The following is an 18,220-nucleotide window of genomic DNA, read 5'->3' on the forward strand; positions in this document are numbered from 1 at the left end:
CCGACCCTATGACAGGTCCCGCGCCCGAGCTGGAAAAACCGGTTTGTTGGCCACCACTAGACTGGTGCAGGCATTGACGGAGCGAAGGAGAGACGTGGACACCGCCCAGGCGAATGGTGGCCAGGCCAACCAGACCGGCACCGCGCGCGTCAAGCGCGGCATGGCCGAGATGCTCAAGGGCGGCGTCATCATGGACGTCGTCACGCCCGAGCAGGCCCGCATCGCCGAGGGCGCCGGCGCCGTCGCGGTCATGGCGCTGGAACGGGTGCCGGCCGACATCCGCGCCCAGGGCGGGGTGTCGCGGATGAGCGACCCCGACATGATCGAGGGCATCATCGCCGCCGTGACCATCCCGGTCATGGCCAAGGTGCGGATCGGGCACTTCGTCGAGGCGCAGATCCTGCAGAGCCTCGGAGTGGACTACATCGACGAGTCGGAGGTGCTGACCCCGGCCGACTACACCCACCACATCGACAAGTGGAAGTTCACCGTGCCGTTCGTGTGTGGCGCGACGAATCTCGGCGAGGCGCTGCGGCGCATCGGCGAGGGCGCGGCCATGATCCGCTCCAAGGGCGAGGCCGGCACCGGCGACGTCTCCAACGCCACCACGCACATGCGGGCGATCAGCGGCGAGATCCGCCGGCTGACGTCGCTGTCCGAGGACGAATTGTACGTCGCCGCAAAGGAATTGCAGGCGCCCTATGAGCTGGTCCTCGAAGTGGCCCGGGCGGGCAAGCTGCCGGTCACCCTGTTCACCGCCGGAGGCATCGCTACCCCCGCCGACGCGGCGATGATGATGCAGCTCGGCGCAGAGGGCGTGTTCGTCGGCTCCGGCATCTTCAAGTCCGGTGCGCCCGAGCACCGCGCCGCCGCGATCGTGAAGGCCACCACCTTTTACGACGATCCGGACGTGCTGGCCAAGGTGTCGCGCGGGCTGGGCGAGGCGATGGTGGGCATCAACGTGGAGCAGATCCCGCAGCCGCACCGCCTGGCCGAACGCGGCTGGTAAGAACAACCTGTGTCGATCGAGAAGATCCTTGATCTCGAACAACTCGAGGTCAACATCTATCGCGGGAACGTGTTCAGCCCGGACTCGGGATATTTCCAGCGCACCTTCGGCGGCCACGTCGCCGGGCAGTCGCTGGTGTCGGCGGTGCGCACCGTCGACCCGCACTTCCTGGTGCACTCGCTGCACGGCTACTTCCTGCGGCCCGGGGACGCCACGGCGTCGACGGTCTTCATCGTCGAGCGCATCCGTGACGGCGGCTCGTTCTGCACCCGCCGCGTCAACGCCATCCAGCACGGCGAAACCATCTTTTCCATGTCGGCGTCATTCCAGACCGACCAGGAGGGCATCAACCACCAGGACGCGATGCCCGCGGCACCGCCGCCGGATGGGCTGCCGGGGTTGAGCTCCATGAAGGTGTTCGACGACGCCGGGTTCCGCCAGTTCGAGGAGTGGGACGTCCGCATCGTGCCGCGGGAGCGGGTGGAGCGGCTGCCCGGCAAGGCCTCGCAGCAGCAGGTGTGGTTTCGCCACCGCGACCCGCTGCCCGACGACCCGGTGCTGCACATCTGCGCGCTGGCCTACATGAGCGACCTCACGTTGTTGGGCTCGGCGCAGGTCACCCACCTCGACGAACGCGCGCACCTGCAGGTGGCGTCGCTCGACCATGCGATGTGGTTCATGCGGGTGTTCCGGGCCGACGAGTGGCTGCTCTACGACCAGTCCTCGCCCTCGGCCTGCGGCGGTCGCGCGCTGTGCCAGGGCAAGATCTTCAACCAGTACGGCGAGATGGTCGCGGCGGTGATGCAGGAGGGTCTGACCCGCTTCCCGCGCGGATACCAGCCGCACACGCAATGATTTCCCCGTGAGCGCGCCGAAGATCGGGGTCCTGGCCCTGCAGGGCGACACCCGCGAGCACCTGGCGGCGCTGCGCGAGGCGGGAGCGGAGTCGATGCCGGTGCGTCGGCGCAGCGAGCTGGATGCGGTGGATGGGCTGGTCATTCCAGGCGGCGAATCCACCACGATGAGCCACCTGTTGCTGGATTTCGAGCTGCTCGAGCCGTTGCGGCGGCGGCTGGCCGAGGGGCTACCCGCCTACGGCGCGTGCGCCGGCATGATCCTGCTGGCCACCGACATTCTCGATGCCGGCGCGCGGGGCCGGCAGGCGCTGCCGCTGCGCGCGATCGATATGACGGTGCGGCGCAACGCTTTTGGGCGACAGGTCGACTCGTTCGAGGGCGACATTCCGTTCGCCGGGCTCGACGGGCCGGTGCGCGCGGTGTTCATCCGCGCGCCGTGGGTCGAGCGGACCGGCGACGGGGTGCAGGTGCTGGCCAGCGCGGCCGGGCACGTCGTCGCGGTCCGGCAGGGCCCGGTGCTGGCGACCGCGTTTCACCCCGAGATGACCGGCGACCGTCGCATCCACCACATGTTCGTCGACATCGTCAGGGGCGAGGCGTAGTCCCATCGGTCACTTCCGTCCCGCGCCGGGTGGCATGAGGCTTTTTGTCCACCTCACAGCGACAGCCGTTGTCGCTATGAGGCGGACAACAAGGGTGCCGGTCGCTTTCTTGTGACGGCTGTGACTGCGGAGACGGCGGGGAGCACCGGGGCCATCGGCATCCATCGTCCACGTAGACTCGTTGGGCGAGTTATCGAGCACCAGAATGCAAAAGAAGAGGTAGCAACACCGATGAGCGGCCATTCCAAGTGGGCCACCACCAAGCATCAGAAGGCCGTCAAGGACGCCCGCCGCGGCAAGGAGTTCGCGCGGCTGATCAAGAACATCGAGGTCGCGGCCCGTACCGGCGGCGGTGACCCGGCCGGCAACCCGACGCTCTACGACGCGATCCAGAAGGCCAAGAAGACCTCGGTGCCCAACGACAACATCGAGCGCGCCCGCAAGCGCGGGGCGGGCGAGGAGGCCGGCGGCGCCGACTGGCAAACCATCACCTACGAGGGCTACGCGCCCAACGGCGTGGCGGTGCTGATCGAGTGCCTGACCGACAACCGCAACCGCGCCGCCAGCGAGGTGCGGGTGGCGATGACGCGCAACGGCGGCACCATGGCCGACCCCGGCTCGGTGGCCTACCTGTTCTCCCGCAAGGGCGTGGTCACGCTGGAGAAGAACGGCCTGACCGAAGACGACGTGCTGACCGCCGTGCTCGACGCCGGCGCCGAGGACGTCAACGACCTGGGCGACAGCTTCGAGATCATCTCCGAGCCGACCGACCTGGTCGCGGTGCGCACCGCGCTGCAGGACGCCGGCATCGATTACGAGTCGGCGGAGGCCAGTTTCCAGCCGTCGGTCAGCGTTCCCGTCGACCTCGACGGCGCCCGCAAGGTGTTCAAGCTCGTCGATGCGCTGGAGGACAGCGACGACGTGCAGAACGTCTACACCAACGTCGACGTCTCCGACGAGGTGCTGGCCGCGCTCGACGAGGAGTGAACGGCGGGGATCGATGACCGAGCCGCCCGTCGTCAACCATCACGCCGACCACCCGGGCTTCGGCGGCCCGATGGGCATGGTGACCGCCCTCGGCATGCTCGTCATGGGTCGCGGCAACGCGCGCCTGGCCGTCGACCTGGCCGGGGTGTCGGGCGCCGACCGCGTCGTCGACATCGGTTGTGGCCCAGGCAATGCCGCGCGAGCCGCCGCCGGACGAGGTGCGCGGGTCGTCGGGGTGGACCCGTCCCCGGTGATGCTGGGCCTGGCGCGCGCCGCGACGCGTGACCGCCCGGCGGTCACCTGGGCCCAGGGTGGCGCCGAGGCGCTGCCCGTTTCCGACGGCTGGGCGACGGTCGCGTGGTCGCTCAAGACGGTGCACCACTGGAAGGACGTCACCGACGGGCTCGTCGAGCTGCGTCGCGTGCTCGCGCCGTCGGGCCGGTTGCTGGTGATGGAGCGCCGGGTGCAGCCGGGGGCGACGGGCCTGGCCAGTCACGGCTGGACCGAGCGGCAGGCCGAGTCGTTCGCCGCGCAGTGCCGGGAGGCGGGCTTGGTCGACGTGCGCGTGGACCAGCGTCCCAAGGGCCGCGGCGCGGTGTGGGTGGTGCGGGCGGACCAGCCCTCTTAGTCCCTAGTCGGCGATCGCAAGCGCGGCGGAGCCGGGCGAAGCGGGTCGCCGCCCAAGTGCTTAGTCGTACCCGTGCCGCATGTCCTCGACGACGCGCGGGTTGTCCAGGGTGGACGGCTCGAGCGGGCGGGCCCCGATGTCGCCGGCGAAGACGGTGGCCGCGTCGAGCACCCGCTGGTTGAGGAACCGCAGCGGGGGAGCATCGGCCGGCACCCGCGGCACCGGCGCGGCGCCGCCGCGTTGCGCAAGCGCGAACCCCCAGTCCCCGAACGTGGGCACGTGCACGTGATAGGGCGTGACGGCATAACCGGCGGCCCCGATCGTCGAGACCGTGCGCCAGAACGCGGTCCGGGTGGAAAACGGGCTGCCCGCCTGCACGACCATCAGCCCGCCGGGCGCCAGCGCGCGGGCGGCGAGCGCGTAGAACTCGGTCGAGTACAGCCGGCCCAGCACGGGTGTGTCGGGGTCGGGAAGGTCGACGATCACCGCGTCGAATCCGGTGTCCGAGGCGGCGCGCAGCCAGGTCATCGCGTCACCGATCACGACCTTGACGCGCGGGTTGTCCAGCGCGCCGCCGTTGGCCTCGCGCATGGTGGTGCGCGCCAATTCGATGACGGCGGGATCGAGCTCGACCTGCACGATCTTGCCGACGCCGGGCTGGCGCAGCAACTCGCGGGCGGCCAGGCCGTCGCCGCCGCCGAGCACCAGCACCGAGTGTGCGCCGGCACCGAGGGCGGGGTAGACCAGGCTTTCGGTGTAACGATATTCGTCGCGGGTGGAGAACTGCAGGCCCCCGTCGAGGTAGAGGCGCATGTCGTTGCCCCGCCGGGTCACCACGATCTCCTGATAGGCGGTGTGCCGGTAGGCGATGATCGGGTCGGCGTAAAGCCTTTGCCTGCTTGTGGTTTCGATGTCTGCCGAGCGCACCAGCAGCGTGGCGAGCAGCCCGAGCGCGGCGGCGAGCGCGCACAACGCCGTCGCCAGTTGCCGCGCGGAAACGATGCGGCGCAACAAGAAGACCGCCACGATCCCCGCCGCCGCCAGGTTGATGATGCCTGTGGCCGCCGCGCCGCGGATCATCCCGAGGTGCGGTAGCAGCAGAAACGGCCAGACGAGCCCGCCCAGCAGCGCGCCGAGGTAGTCGGCGGCGTTGAGGTTGGCCAGCGTCCGGCCGGCATCGGCGGCGCGCGCGGTCCGCCCCCGTTGCAGCAGCGTCATCAGCAGCGGCACCTCGGCGCCGACCAGGCCGCCGATCAGGGCCGTGCCCGCCGCCAGCACCCACGTTGAGCCCACCGAGCCGTCCAGGAACGCGAACACCGTGTACAGCGCGGCCGCGGACAGGCCGCCGACAATTCCCAGCAGCGCCTCGACGGCGATGAAGGCGATCGCCGCGTGCGCCAGCAGCGGCTTGGCCAGCAGCGCGCCCGCGCCCAGCGCCGCGATGTAGCCCGCGACGATCAGCGACGTGGCGACGATGCCCCCGCCGTTGAGGCTGGCCGACAGCGTGAGCAGCGCGAGTTCGTAGATGATGCCGCAGGCCGCGCACGCCGCCACGGCGGCCAACAAGACGGCGCGCCAACGGCCCTGGGACGTCATGACACCGCCGCGGCGGTCACCCCTCCCACGGCCAGCAATATCAAGGCGACCGCGAAGGACCCGGGGTGCAGCGTGGGCTCGTCGATGTGCTCGTGGAAGTCGCCGGGGATCAGCAGGTGCATTGCCAGCAGCGCGATCCCCAGCAGGATCACGCCCATCAGCCCGTACACCGCCACGCCGAGCAGCCCCTGGCCCAGCTGGCTGTAGCTGTTGGCGATGGCGGTGATGATGACGACGGTGAGCGAGATGTACATGGCGCCGGCGACGACGACGGCGTTGGGGCGGCGGTCGATGAACACCAGCTGGCGCAGCTTGCCCGGGGTCAGCCAGTCGACCATGTAGAAGCCGACGAACAGCACCGCCATCCCGACGGCGAAGTACAGGATCGTCGCGACCGCGCCCTTCAGGACGGGATTGACGTCGACGTTGCCGATCTCGACGGCGAGGTTCATGGTTGTCTCCTTGGACTAGGGGTGGTTACTGCCTTAGGCCATCACTTGGTTCCGCCGGGGCCGCCGGGGGTGCCGCCGGCGCCGCCCGACGGGGAGCCGGGGAAGAAGCCGGGGCCCAGGAAGACGAACGCGCCGTGGCTGTATCCGGCGCTCAGGGGTTCGACGCGGATGCTGCACGGATTGTTGCCGTCGGGCCCGACGATCACGATGTTGTTGCTGTAGCGCAGGTACTCGCTGTCGCCGTTGGACGCGCGCGCCTCGGGGGCCTGATAGTCGGCCAGCGCGTCGGCGACCTGGTCGGGGGAGCCGGTGCACTGGTAGCGCGTGCCGTTCACGTCCCGGGAGTACTCGTGATAATGGCTCGCGATGTAGGACCCGATGTCCTTCTGCTCCAAGATGATTCCGAAGACCAGGCAGGCGACGGCGGCGACGGCCAGCGCCCCGGAGATCAGGAACAGGCGGTTGCGGCTCACGGGCGCCACCGGCTCTCGGTGTGCACCACCACGCCGCCCGACTCCAGCGGGTACAGATGCCAGGTCTGCCAGTGCCATCCGGCGCCGTCGGGCTCGGCGGCCAGGGCGGTCAGCGCGGCGTCGTCGCCGGGGAACGCGCCGCCGAGCCAGCCCGGTTGCCGCGCGCAGCGTTCGCGCAGCTCGCCGGCCAGCCGGCGGAAGCTCGCCTCCTCGTGCGTCTCGGTGCGGGAGCGCAGCCGGTAGCCGGGGGCGTCGGTGCGCCGCGGCAGGTCGCCGCCGATGTCGCGGGCGGTGCACGAAACCTGTTCGGAGAACTGGCCTTTCGCGTGCTCGACCGCGACCACGTGCGATGCGCCCAGCACCCCGAGCAGCAGCGCGCCGCCGTCGGGATGCTGCAGCGAACAGGCGGCCAGCGGCGCCGGCGCGGGCGCGTTGAGCGCGAGCCCCAGCCGTTCCCCGGACACGTCCGCCGGAGTCACGGCGAGCTGATGGAGGGGCACCGAGGCGGTCCTATGGGGAGGAGGGTGGGGGAGCGGGGTAGACGGTCAGCTCCCCGGGCACGACGGACTTGCCCGTCGAAACCTCCCAGGGCATGTCCGGGGCCCAGCGCTCGAACGAGAGCAAGGCGCTCTCGTCGGCGTTGGTGCAGTCGAGGAATTCCATCTCGCCGCCGGCGGGCAGGCCGGTGGTGCCCTCGGTGGTGTAGGACGCCCGGCCGCGCTCCGTCTCGTGGAAGGCCACGCCGTCGATGACGTACTGGTCACCGGGCTGCAGAGTGAGGTCCTTGCGGGTGATCCACATGGCCAGCTCCAGGCGCCCGTCGTCCTCTTCGACGCTCAGCCAGATCGGCTGGTCACCGCCCTCCAGGAGGTGCTCCCACCACACGAACGGCCCCTCGCGGAACGTGACCGAGCCGCGCACCACGAGGTCGACGCCGCCGTAGCTGACGATTGCCCCGGGGCCGAGTTGGCGGGGCCCGAACTGCGGCATGGCGTTGAACGACAGCGGGTCGGAACGCCCGCTCGGCGGGGCCGCCTTCTTGGGCCGCCGCAAAGCGATGACCAGCACCACGATCGACGCGATGAACAGCACCGCCGCCAGGACGAGCAGGACTGTTCCCACGCTGAACCTTCCGTTGCCACAGGGCTAGAGCGAACGTGGGCTTTAAGTTAACAGCATTTCACCGGCGGCAGCGTGTCCTACCGGACGCCGTCGGTGTCGCCGGTTAGGCTCTCGAACAGCTGTTCGTACGAAGGAGCCGGCAATGCGCGTGATGGGCGTCGATCCCGGGCTGACCCGATGCGGCCTGGCGGTCGTGGAGACCGGCGGGGGGCGCAAGGTCGTCGCGCTCGACGTCGACGTGGTGCGCACCGGGTCGGATGCGCCGCTGACCAAGCGGTTGCTGGCCGTCAGCGATGCCGTCGAGCACTGGCTGGACACCCACCGGCCCGACGTGGTGGCCATCGAGCGGGTGTTCTCCCAGCACAACGTGTCGACCGTGATGGGCACCGCGCAGGCCGGGGGCGTGGTCGCGCTGGCGGCGGCCAGGCGCGGCATCGACGTGCACTTCCACACCCCCACGGAGGTGAAGGCCGCGGTCACCGGCAACGGGTTCGCCGACAAGGCGCAGGTCACCACGATGGTCACCAAAATCCTTGCGCTGCAGGCCAAACCGACGCCGGCCGACGCGGCCGACGCGTTGGCGTTGGCGATCTGCCACAGCTGGCGCGCGCCGATGATCGCCCGGATGGCCGCGGCCGAGGCCCTCGCCGCCCAGCAACGGCACGCCTACCGGGCCAAGCTGGCGGCCAAGCGCAAGGCGGTCGCCCGATGATCGCGTCGGTGCGCGGTGAGGTGCTCGAGGTGGCGCTCGACCACGTCGTGATCGAGGCGGCCGGTGTCGGCTACCGGGTGAACGCGACGCCGTCGACGCTGGCGACGCTGCGGCAGGGCAGCGAGGCCCGGCTGATCACCGCGATGATCGTGCGCGAGGACTCGATGACGCTGTACGGGTTCACCGACGCGCAGACCCGCGACCTGTTCCTGACGCTGCTGTCGGTCTCGGGCGTCGGGCCGCGGCTGGCGATGGCGACGCTGGCGGTGCACGACGCCGCCACGTTGCGCCAGGTGCTGCACGACGGCGACGTCGCGGCGCTGACCCGCGTGCCCGGCATCGGCAAGCGCAGTGCCGAGCGGATGGTGTTGGAGCTGCGCGACAAGGTCGGGGCCGTGGCCGCGACCAACGGCGCGCCGCTCGTCAACGGCCACGCGGTGCGCAGCCCGGTGGTGGAGGCGCTGGTCGGTCTGGGCTTCGCCGCCAAGCAGGCCGAGGAGGCCACCGACAAGGTGCTGGCCACCGATCACGACGCGACGACGTCCAGCGCGCTGCGGGCCGCCCTGTCCTTGCTGGGTAAGTCGCGATGACCGACGACGACTTCTCCGACCGCGACGTCTCGCCGGCGCTGACCGTCGGCGAGGGCGACATCGACGTCAGCCTGCGGCCCCGCTCGCTGCGGGAGTTCATCGGGCAGTCGCGGGTGCGCGAGCAGCTGCAGCTGGTCATCGAGGGGGCCAAGAACCGCGGCGGCACCCCGGATCACATCCTGCTGTCCGGTCCGCCGGGCCTGGGCAAGACCTCGCTGGCGATGATCATCGCGGCGGAGCTCGGGTCGTCGTTGCGGGTGACGTCCGGTCCGGCGCTGGAACGCGCCGGCGACCTGGCCGCGATGTTGTCCAACCTGGTCGAGCACGACGTGTTGTTCATCGACGAGATCCACCGCATCGCGCGGCCCGCCGAGGAGATGCTCTACCTGGCGATGGAGGACTTCCGGGTGGACGTGGTCGTCGGCAAAGGGCCCGGGGCGACGTCGATCCCGCTGGAGGTGGCGCCCTTCACGCTGGTCGGCGCGACCACCCGGTCCGGCGCGCTGACCGGCCCGCTACGCGACCGGTTCGGGTTCACCGCGCACATGGACTTCTACGAGCCCGCCGAGCTGGAGCGGGTGCTGGCCCGGTCCGCCGGGATCCTGGGCATCGAGCTGGGCGCCGACGCGGGCGCCGAGATCGCGCGACGCTCGCGGGGGACCCCGCGGATCGCCAACCGGCTGCTGCGCCGGGTCCGCGACTTCGCCGAGGTGCGCGCCGACGGCGTGATTACCCGCGACGTCGCCAAGTCCGCGCTGGAGGTATACGACGTCGACGAGCTGGGGCTGGACCGCCTGGACCGGGCGGTGCTGTCGGCGCTGACCCGCGGCTTCGGCGGCGGCCCGGTCGGGGTTTCGACGCTGGCGGTGGCGGTGGGCGAGGAGGCGGCGACCGTCGAGGAGGTGTGCGAGCCGTTCCTGGTGCGGGCCGGCATGGTCGCGCGCACCCCGCGCGGCCGGGTGGCCACCGCCCAGGCCTGGACGCACCTCGGCCTGACGCCGCCGGCCGGGGCGACCGGCCTCGGGCAACCGGGCCTGTTCGACTAGGGCGGTCGGCGCCGCCTTCCGGGTGTGGGTTACGTCACTGGCGCCGCGGGTACCCGCCTTGCAACAGCAATCACTGTTGAAGGAGATTCTGATGAGGCGAACCAACCCCGACTATGACCGCGCTCGCGCGGCGTACATGCCTCGCAGCCGCGGCGCGCTGAGCGGGCTGCTGCTGATCCTCTTGGGTGCGTGGGGCGCGCTGATCCCGTTCTTCGGACCCAACGTCAACTGGGCATACATGGCCGACCCGGCATGGACGTGGACGACGGCGAAAGGCTGGCTGGAGGTGCTCCCCGGCGTCGTCGCCGCGGTGGGCGGGCTGATCTTGCTCGTGTCCGGCAATCGCGCCAGCGCGGTGCTCGGCGGTTGGCTGGCCGTCGTCGCCGGCGCCTGGTTCGTGGTCGGCCGGGCGTTCGCGCCGATGCTGAATATCGGGGACGTCGGCCAGCCGGTGGCCGCGACGGACCTGAAGCGGGCCCTGCTCGAGGTCAGCTACTTCACCGGCCTCGGTGCGCTGATCGTGTTCCTCGGCGGCGTCGCCCTGGGGCGCGTCGCGGTGCGACACGCCCGCGACGTCGTGGTAACCGAACCGGCGCCGATGGCCGCCACGCCGGCGCAGGACCCGGCGATGTACGACGAATCGCCACGCGACGTGCGGGCTGACGAGCGCGCCCGGGGCGGCTTGTTCCACCGGCGCGCCGGGGGCGGCCTGTTCCGCCGCCACCATCACGCCGGCGTCTAGTGCCGATCGCAAGCGCGGCGCTGGCGCCGGGCGCCGCGGGTCGGCACCATCTGGCCTGATCGCGCGAGAGCACCGGTAGTCCCAGCGGGCCGCCGGTGCTGTTGCGCGCCCGGGCGAAGCGCCGCTCGGTATGGTTCTTGGGTCGTTCGACTTACCGAGGAGGAGCGATGCTCACCGCCGGGTTGGTGTTCGCCGGACTGGCAGCCCTACTGCACGTCTACATCTTCACGATGGAGTCGTTGACCTGGACCTCGGAGCGCACCCGCGCCGTCTTCGGCATGACGGCCGAGGAAGCCGAGACCACCCGGCTGCTCGCCTTCAACCAGGGGTTCTACAACCTGTTCCTGGCCATCGTCACCCTGCTCGGCATTCCCCCGGTGATCATGGGCGACAAGGCGGTCGGCGTCGCGCTCGTTCTCGCCGGAGTCGGATCCATGGCCGCCGCCGCGATCGTGCTGGTGTTCTCCGCGCGGGACAAGGCGCGGGCGGCAGTCATCCAGGGCACGTTTCCGGTGATCGCCATCGTGCTGGTGGTGCTCGGCCTGTCCTGGTAACACCAGCAACATCAGCCTCACTGGTCACGGAAAGCCGCTCCTTGCGGCCGCGAGTGTTACATCGCGGCCGGGTCGGGTACTCCCGGGGGGCCGGAAATGGGCCCGGCTTCAATTGAGGAGATGGAATGAAATACGCAGATAGGGACTATCCAGGCGCGTTGACCATGCCGCGCTCGCGCGGCGCGATCAGCGGATTGATCCTGGTGCTCCTTGGCGCCTGGGGGGCGTTGATCCCGTTCGTCGGCCCCCGCTTCAACTTCGCCTACACGCCCGACCGCGACTGGGCGTGGACGACGGCGCGCGGCTGGCTCGAGGTGCTCCCGGGGGCCGGCACGGTGGTGGGTGGCCTGCTGTTGATCGTCGCCGGCAACCGCATCGCCGCCATGCTGGGCGGCTGGCTCGCGGTCCTGTCCGGCGCATGGTTCGTGGTCGGCGGCCAAATCGCTCCTCTGCTGGGCATCGGATCTGCCGGCGACCCCATCGCGGCGACCGAACGCAAGCGCGCCGCCCTCGAGGTCTCCTATTTCTCCGGCCTCGGCGCGCTGATCATCTTCGTCGGCGGAGTCGTCCTGGCTCGTACGGCGGTGCGGCTCGCGCGCGACGTGGCACCCCTGGGCCACGCGGGTCCCGAGGCAGCTGCGCCGGTCGGGGAGCCGGCGTACGTGTCCGGGCTCGACGAGTCGCCGGCGGTGTCGTCGGGCGCGGTGACCAAGCCCCGGATGGAGCGCGGCTGGCGCCGCCAGCGCGAGGCCGCGGGCTCGCCGAACGCGGCGTACCTGCGCTGGCCCCACCCGCAGGGCTGAGGCAGGAAGAGCTGACGCAGAAAATCGCCGACCCGCGCGGGGCCGGCGATTTTCTGTGCGTGCTTACAGCAAACCGAGCAGTTGCAGGTCGCTGACGTACTTGGCGATGATCCGCGGCGAGATGTGCGGAATGTCCTTGTCCGGGCCGATTTTCGCGTCCTGAACCGCGGCACGGAACCGGTCGGTGGGCGCCATCGAGCCGTTGATCGGCCGCTCGGGCTTCTGGTAGTTGTGCAGCAGCGGCAGCAGCGAGGCGTTGCGCTGCTTTTCGGGCAGCCCGCGCAGGCTGGTTTCGAACCGCTGCAGCCAGTCGCCGTAGTCGTCGACGCGCCGGATTGCGCAGCCCGCGTCGATGAGCCAGTCGACGAACTGGTCCATCCCGATGCCGTCGTCGTACGGGTTCATCACGTGGAAGGTGCGGAAGCCGTCCGCGCTCTGGGCACCCAGCGTGGAGATCGCCTCGGCGATGAACTCCACGGGCAGCCCGTCGTAGTGCGCGCGCTGCCGGTTGCCGTCGGCGTCCAGCTCATAGAACGAGGCGGGCGCGATCCCGGTCGCGGCCAGGCTCAGCATCATCCGGGTGAACATGTCCGGGACATTGAGCTGGCCGGCGTAGGTGGTGTCGGCCAGGATCATGTCGCAGCGGAACACCGCGACCGGCAGCCCACACAGGTCGTGGGCCTCGCGCAGCAGCACCTCGCCGGCCCACTTGCTGTTGCCGTAGCCATTGGCGTAGCTGTCGTTGATCGCCCGCGTCGCGCTGATCTCGCGGATGTCGGCGTCCTCGGTGAACTTGCCCGGCTGGATCTGGTCGCCCACCCCGATCGTCGAAACGTAGGTGTACGGCTTGATCTTCGTCGTCAACGCGAGCCGGATCAGCTCGGCGGTGCCCAGCGCGTTCGGCCCGAACAGCTCGCTGTACGGCAGCACGTGGTTGACCAGCGCCGCGGGGTCGACGATCAGGTCGACGGTGTCGGCCAGCCGCTGCCAGGTCTGCCGGTCCAGGCCGAGGTCGGCCTCGCCCTTGTCGCCGGCGATGACCTCCAGGTGGTCGGCGGCCAGCGCCTGGTAGTGGGCCAGCAGCTTGGGGTCCCCGCTGTCGAAGGTCTTGTCGAGCCGCGCGCGGGCCTCTTCATCCGAGCGGGCCCGCACCAACGCGATCACCTTGCCGTCGACCAGGTCCATCCGCTCGAGCCATTCCAGGGCCAGGTAGCGGCCGAGGAATCCGGTTGCGCCGGTGAGCAATACGGTGCGCACCTCGGAGGTGGGCTTGGGCAGCTCGGGCGCGGACTCCAGAGTCGAGGCCTCCAGGAACTTGTCCAGCGTCAGCTCGGCGGCATGCACCTCGGTCGCTTCGCGCCCGTGCACCGAGGCGAAGCTGGGCCGCTTCGTGCCCTTGCGCTCGCCCTCGATGTAGGTGGCGATAGCGGCCAGGTCGTTGGCCGGGCTGACGATCACGCCCACCGGCACATCGACGTCGAAGATCTCGTGCAGCAGGTTGCCGAATGTCAACGCCGACAACGAGTCTCCGCCCAGGTCGGTGAAGTGTGCGTCCGGCGACACCTCGCTGCTCGCGGTGCCCAGCAGGGCGGCCGCGGCGCGGCTCAGCGTCTGCAGCACCGGCGCGTCGGCGCCGCTGCGGCGCAGCTCGCTCAGCTCGTTGGCCTGGCCCTCGCTCAGCTCGGCGTAGAGCTGTTCGAGGCGCTCGCCGTAGTGCTGCTTCAGCTTCGGCCATGCCAACTTGCGGATGCCGGTGAGCAGACCGTTCTCCACAGTGAAAGGCGTTGTCTCGATGAGGAAGTCGCGCGGCACCTCGTAGGACTGCAGCCCGGCCGCTTTGGCGACATCTTGCAGCGAGTCGGCGATCGCCGGCTTGAGCGCGTCGGAATCGAAACGCGCCAGCGCCTCTTCGGTAGGAACCACGACGGCCAACAGGTACGGGTGCGCGCTGTTGCCGTAGACGTAGATCTGCCGGACGAGCGGGCTGTTGCCGAACACCGCCTCCAGCTTGGCGACGGTGACGAACTCGCCCTGCGCCAGCTTCAGCACGTTGTTGCGGCGGTCGACGTAGACCACCTTGTTGGGCGCGACCTCGGCGACGACGTCTCCGGTGCGGTAGAAGCCGTCGGCGTCGAAGACGTCAGCGGTGATCTCGGGCCGCTTGTAGTAGCCGGGGAACATATTTTCGGTCTTGAGCAGTAGCTCGCCCCGCGGATACGGCCGGTCGGTGGAGAAGTAGCCCAGGTCCGGGACGTCGACCAGCCTGTAGTCGATGACCGGCGGCCGCTGGAATTCGCCGTCGAGCAGCACCATTCCGGCTTCGGTGGAGCCGTACCCGTCGACCAGGTGCATCTCGAGCAGCTCCTCGACCCAGGCCTTCAGCTCGGGGGAGGTGGGCGCAGATCCCGTCATCGCGAAGATGAACCGACCGCCCAGCTGGTACTGGCGCATGTCGTCCATAACTCGGACCGGGTCGTCGCCGCGATCCACCTGGCGCAGGTATTCGGCGTACAGCGTCTCCCAGATGCGCGGCACGAAGTTCATCTCGGTGGGCCGGACCAGCTCGAGGTCCTCGAGCAGCGTCGACAGGTCGCTGCGGGCGGCGAAGTACGCCGTGCCGCCGTTGCCGAGCGTGCCGTACAGGTTGCCGCGTCCCATCACGTGGCTCATCGGCATGAAGTTGAGGGTGATCGACGCGGCGGTCTCGCCGAACCAGTTGTGCCTGGACCGGTGCCACATCTTGCCGACGCTGCGCCGCGGATACATCGCGCCCTTGGGGGCGCCGGTGCTGCCGGAGGTGTAGATCAGCAGGGCGAGTTCGTCGTCGGCGACATCCGCCGCGGGCACCTCGGGCAGGGTTTTGCCGCGCTCGATCAGGTCGGCCAGCGACTCGACGGGCACGTCGGCGAGCTTCGCCCGGGCGCTCTCCACGGCCTCGCGCTCGTCGTCGACCTCGGGGTGGTAGTCGAATACCACCAGCTTGGCGGGCTGGTGCTTGGCGCTGCGGATCAGCTCGACGGCGCCCGGCAGCTGGTTGACGCTGGCCGCGAAGACGGTGGGCTCGGTCTCGACCACGATCGGCTGCAGCCCGGAAATGGACGCGCTCGTCTGCAGCGGGACCGCCACGGCCCCGATCTGCCCGAGGGCGATGTCGATGGTGGTGAAATCGACGCTGGTGAAGCCCAGTACGGTCACGCGGTCGCCGATCTGCACGCCGTCCTGGACCAGCGCGCGTGCCACGGCGTCCACGCGTTCGCCCAGCTCACGGTAGGTGATCGTGTCGAAGCGGGGGAGCACTCCGAGCACGGTGCGGCCGGTCTTGGCGTCCTTGACGAACTCGACCGCGCGCTGCCCGAGAGCCGGGCGGTCGGCGTAACCCTCGAGCACGGTCTGGATGATCTGCGGCAGTCGCAGTCCAGGCTGCTCAAGGGCCTCGGCGACGGCCGGGTCCGGTCGGGCGGCGGCGAACTGGGCGTCGTTGGCGGTGAGGTCGTCGACGCGGCGTGCGAGCCACTGTTCCTGAGTAGTAGTAGTCGACATAAACGATTCCCTTTTAACGCATAAGCACTAGATGAATGGGTCGCGCGACGTTGCGCTGATGCCAAAAACGTTAGCAAAACTAACGGTATTCCTCAATGGACTCGCCGTGGGTGTGATCTTGCACACCGGATCTAGAGCTCGCCCAGCAGGCCGGTCAGGGTGGCGACGCCCTCGGTCAGGAGCTCGTCGCTGATGGTCAGCGGCGGCAACAGCCGGATGACGTTGCCGAACATCCCACACGTCAACACGATGACCCCGGCCGCGTGGGCCGCCTTCGAAAGCGCTTCCGTCAGTTCGGGATTGGGCTCCGAACCGCCCGACTTCACCAGCTCTACCGCGATCATTGCGCCGCGGCCACGAACGTCCCCGATCCGGTCGTCGGCCGCCTGCAGCCGCAACAGTGGTTCGGTGATCAGCCGTTCCAGCTGCCGGGCCCGCTCGATCAGTCCGTCACTCTCGATGGTCTCGATGGTGGCCAGCGCCGCCGCACACGCGACTGGGTTACCGCCGAACGTGCCGCCCAAACCCCCGACGTGCGGGGCGTCCATGATCTCGGCGCGGCCCGTCACCGCGGAAAGCGGCAGCCCGTCGGCGATGCCCTTGGCGGTACAGATCAAGTCGGGTTGCAGGCCCGCCGGGCCCTCGTGCTCGCAGGCGAACATCGCGCCGGTGCGCGCGAACCCGGTCTGCACCTCGTCGGCGATGAACACCACGTCGTTTTTGCGGCACCAATCCAGCAGGGCGGGCAAAAATCCTTCGGCCGGGACGATGAATCCGCCCTCGCCGGCGATCGGCTCGATCAGGACGGCGGCCAGGCTGTCCGCGCCGACCTGGCTCTCGATGACCCGGATCGCCCGCTCGGCGGCCTTTTGGCCGTCGGTGGCCAACTCCTTGTCCAGCAGGCCGTCCCGATAGGGATAGGACAGCGGGGCCCGGTAGATCTCCGGCGCGAACGGCCCGAAGCCGCTCTTGTAGGGCATGGACTTGGCGGTGAGCGCCATCGCCAGGTTGGTGCGCCCGTGGTAGGCGTGGTTGAACGCCACCACCGCGGGCTTGCGGGTGTAGGCGCGCGCGGCCTTGACGGCGTTCTCGACGGCCTCGGCGCCGGAGTTGAACAGCACCGAGCGCTTTTCGCCGGAGCCGGGGGTGATCCGGTTGAGCTCCTCGGCGACGGCGACGTACTCCTCGTACGGCGTCACCATGAAGCAGGTGTGGGTGAAGTCGGCGACCTGCGCGCGCACCGCGTCGATGACCCGGGGCGACGAATTGCCGATCGTGGTGACCGCGATGCCCGAACCCAGGTCGATGAGCCGGTTGCCGTCGACGTCCTCGACGATGCCGCCGCCGGCGCGCGCGACGAAGACCGGCAGCGAGACGTTGACGCCGTGGGACACCGACGCGGCCCGGCGCTTGTTCAGTTCCAGCGATGTGGGACCGGGGATTTCGGTGACCAGGTGGCGAGTCTGCTCGAGGCTGGCCACGACGTCCTCCTCACCGCGGCGCGCGTGTCACGTCGCGCGTCAAGCCTATCTGGTTCCGCGCGAGTCAGCGGGGCCAGTCGTTGGCCCCCTGTGGTGCTGGCAGACTGGCCGTTACTGGTCGTTTCGAGCCCCGGAACGGGCGAATACGAAAGATAGGCGCAATGAATAGTTTGGTCATGTTTTTGCCGTTCGTGCTCATCATGGTCGGCTTCATTTACTTGCAGGGGCGCCGCCAGAAGAAGGCGATGCAGGCCACCATCGACCTGCACGACTCGTTGCGTCCCGGGGACCGGGTGCACACCACGTCCGGGCTTCAGGCCACCGTCGTCGCCATCACCGACGACACCGTCGACCTGGAGATTGCGCCCGGCGTGGTCACGACGTGGATGAAGCTGGCCATCCGCGACAAGATCCTGCCCGAGGACCCGGCGGAGCTCGGTGACGACGACGCCGCCGACGACTTGGAGGAATCCGACGGGCTGACCGACCCGGGCCGGTAGGTGAGGGGCACGTAGGCTTTTCTAGGCTCTCCCGGCACAAGAAACCGATTCTCAAGGAGATACGAGGAAAGTGGCATCGTCTTCGGCGCCGGTGCACCCTGCCCGATACCTGTCGGTGTTCTTGTTGCTGCTGATCGGCGTCTACCTGCTGGTGTTCCTCACCGGCGACAAGAAGGCCGCGCCCAAGCTCGGCATCGACCTGCAGGGCGGCACCCGCGTCACCCTGACCGCGCGCACCCCCGACGGCTCGCGCCCGAGCCGGGAGGCGCTGGCGCAGGCGCAGCAGATCATCAGCGCGCGGGTCAACGGGCTGGGCGTCTCCGGTTCGGAGGTCGTGGTCGACGGCGACAACCTGGTCATCACAGTGCCCGGCAGTGACGGCAGCGAGGCCCGCAACCTCGGGCAGACCGCGCGGCTGTACATCCGGCCGGTGCTCAACTCGATGCCGGCGCAGGCCGCCCAGCCCAAGCCGCCGGCCGAGGCGCCCGCGGGCTGCTGGGGCTGGCCGGGCGCCGGTTGGGGCCCG

At 69.8% G+C, this 18,220-nt stretch carries 19 protein-coding genes and 1 pseudogene; 13 read left to right on the forward strand and 7 right to left on the reverse strand.

The genetic code is table 11. From position 1 onward, the window contains the following. Positions 1-94: 94 nt before the first annotated feature. The 5 genes from pdxS (at position 95) to A5706_RS07240 (ending at position 4,083) form a co-directional block, all read left to right on the forward strand. Positions 95-1,009, forward strand: coding sequence for a pyridoxal 5'-phosphate synthase lyase subunit PdxS (gene pdxS / locus A5706_RS07220; RefSeq protein WP_068128615.1), 915 nt, complete (start codon positions 95-97; stop codon positions 1,007-1,009). A 9-nt stretch (positions 1,010-1,018) separates the two neighbouring features. Then, entirely contained in the window at positions 1,019-1,864 is an 846-nt protein-coding gene (tesB, locus tag A5706_RS07225) for an acyl-CoA thioesterase II (protein ID WP_068128617.1), read from the forward strand. Between the two features lie 7 nt (positions 1,865-1,871). Next, positions 1,872-2,468: a pyridoxal 5'-phosphate synthase glutaminase subunit PdxT gene (gene pdxT, locus A5706_RS07230; RefSeq protein WP_068128619.1), complete on the forward strand. Its 597-nt coding sequence runs from the start codon at positions 1,872-1,874 to the stop codon at positions 2,466-2,468. Positions 2,469-2,699: 231 nt separating this feature from the next. Beyond that, positions 2,700-3,455 (forward strand): YebC/PmpR family DNA-binding transcriptional regulator, encoded by a 756-nt coding sequence (locus tag A5706_RS07235; RefSeq protein WP_068101572.1) that lies wholly within the window; start codon positions 2,700-2,702, stop codon positions 3,453-3,455. 13 nt (positions 3,456-3,468) lie between these two features. After that, on the forward strand, positions 3,469-4,083 hold the full coding sequence (locus A5706_RS07240; RefSeq protein ID WP_068128621.1) for a class I SAM-dependent methyltransferase: 615 nt from the start codon (positions 3,469-3,471) through the stop codon (positions 4,081-4,083). A 60-nt stretch (positions 4,084-4,143) separates the two neighbouring features. Here A5706_RS07240 and A5706_RS07245 read toward each other — a convergent pair whose 3' ends face one another. The 5 genes from A5706_RS07245 to A5706_RS07265 are packed head-to-tail and all read right to left on the reverse strand — an operon-like array spanning position 4,144 to position 7,726. Continuing rightward, entirely contained in the window at positions 4,144-5,679 is a 1,536-nt protein-coding gene (locus A5706_RS07245) for a polyamine aminopropyltransferase (protein WP_068128623.1), read from the reverse strand. After that, positions 5,676-6,131: a DUF350 domain-containing protein gene (locus A5706_RS07250; protein WP_068128626.1), complete on the reverse strand. Its 456-nt coding sequence runs from the start codon at positions 6,129-6,131 to the stop codon at positions 5,676-5,678. The genes A5706_RS07245 and A5706_RS07250 overlap by 4 nt, the downstream gene beginning before the upstream one ends. A 41-nt stretch (positions 6,132-6,172) precedes the next feature. Beyond that, a complete protein-coding gene (locus tag A5706_RS07255; protein ID WP_068128655.1) occupies positions 6,173-6,604 on the reverse strand; it encodes a DUF4247 domain-containing protein in 432 nt (143 codons plus the stop codon). Continuing rightward, positions 6,601-7,104, reverse strand: coding sequence for a DUF2617 family protein (locus A5706_RS07260; RefSeq protein WP_068128628.1), 504 nt, complete (start codon positions 7,102-7,104; stop codon positions 6,601-6,603). Before A5706_RS07260 ends, A5706_RS07255 begins: the two co-directional genes overlap by 4 nt. Positions 7,105-7,114: 10 nt before the next feature. Continuing rightward, positions 7,115-7,726: a DUF4178 domain-containing protein gene (locus tag A5706_RS07265; protein WP_068128630.1), complete on the reverse strand. Its 612-nt coding sequence runs from the start codon at positions 7,724-7,726 to the stop codon at positions 7,115-7,117. 142 nt (positions 7,727-7,868) lie between these two features. Here A5706_RS07265 and ruvC point away from each other — a divergent pair, with 142 nt between their 5' ends. The 6 genes from ruvC (at position 7,869) to A5706_RS07295 (ending at position 12,173) form a co-directional block, all read left to right on the forward strand. Further along, positions 7,869-8,438 (forward strand): crossover junction endodeoxyribonuclease RuvC, encoded by a 570-nt coding sequence (gene ruvC / locus A5706_RS07270; protein ID WP_068128632.1) that lies wholly within the window; start codon positions 7,869-7,871, stop codon positions 8,436-8,438. Then, positions 8,435-9,028 (forward strand): Holliday junction branch migration protein RuvA, encoded by a 594-nt coding sequence (ruvA, locus tag A5706_RS07275; RefSeq protein WP_068128634.1) that lies wholly within the window; start codon positions 8,435-8,437, stop codon positions 9,026-9,028. The genes ruvC and ruvA overlap by 4 nt, the downstream gene beginning before the upstream one ends. After that, positions 9,025-10,074, forward strand: a complete 1,050-nt coding sequence (gene ruvB / locus A5706_RS07280; RefSeq protein ID WP_068128636.1) for a Holliday junction branch migration DNA helicase RuvB — start codon at positions 9,025-9,027, stop codon at positions 10,072-10,074. The genes ruvA and ruvB overlap by 4 nt, the downstream gene beginning before the upstream one ends. 91 nt (positions 10,075-10,165) lie before the next feature. Next, positions 10,166-10,816, forward strand: coding sequence for a hypothetical protein (locus A5706_RS07285; RefSeq protein WP_068128658.1), 651 nt, complete (start codon positions 10,166-10,168; stop codon positions 10,814-10,816). 167 nt (positions 10,817-10,983) lie between these two features. Next, positions 10,984-11,370: a DUF1304 domain-containing protein gene (locus tag A5706_RS07290; RefSeq protein WP_068128638.1), complete on the forward strand. Its 387-nt coding sequence runs from the start codon at positions 10,984-10,986 to the stop codon at positions 11,368-11,370. A gap of 125 nt (positions 11,371-11,495) precedes the next feature. Next, positions 11,496-12,173: a hypothetical protein gene (locus tag A5706_RS07295; RefSeq protein ID WP_068128641.1), complete on the forward strand. Its 678-nt coding sequence runs from the start codon at positions 11,496-11,498 to the stop codon at positions 12,171-12,173. Between the two features lie 63 nt (positions 12,174-12,236). On the opposite strand, the gene car is transcribed toward A5706_RS07295, so the two are convergent. Beyond that, the gene (gene car / locus A5706_RS07300; protein WP_068128643.1) at positions 12,237-15,713 is read right to left on the reverse strand and encodes a carboxylic acid reductase; all 3,477 of its coding nucleotides are present in this window, start codon (positions 15,711-15,713) and stop codon (positions 12,237-12,239) included. Between the two features lie 131 nt (positions 15,714-15,844). Further along, positions 15,845-17,194, reverse strand: coding sequence for a 4-aminobutyrate--2-oxoglutarate transaminase (gene gabT / locus A5706_RS07305; RefSeq protein WP_068128645.1), 1,350 nt, complete (start codon positions 17,192-17,194; stop codon positions 15,845-15,847). 161 nt (positions 17,195-17,355) lie between these two features. Here gabT and yajC point away from each other — a divergent pair, with 161 nt between their 5' ends. Together yajC and A5706_RS07315 are read left to right on the forward strand one after the other, a co-directional pair. Continuing rightward, the gene (gene yajC, locus A5706_RS07310; protein ID WP_068128647.1) at positions 17,356-17,694 is read left to right on the forward strand and encodes a preprotein translocase subunit YajC; all 339 of its coding nucleotides are present in this window, start codon (positions 17,356-17,358) and stop codon (positions 17,692-17,694) included. Positions 17,695-17,764: 70 nt separating this feature from the next. After that, a pseudogene (locus A5706_RS07315) lies at positions 17,765-18,220 on the forward strand (protein translocase subunit SecD); the annotation flags it as partial.

It is taken from the genome of Mycobacterium sp. E796, assembly GCF_001672815.1.
Classification (GTDB): Bacteria; Actinomycetota; Actinomycetes; order Mycobacteriales; family Mycobacteriaceae; genus Mycobacterium.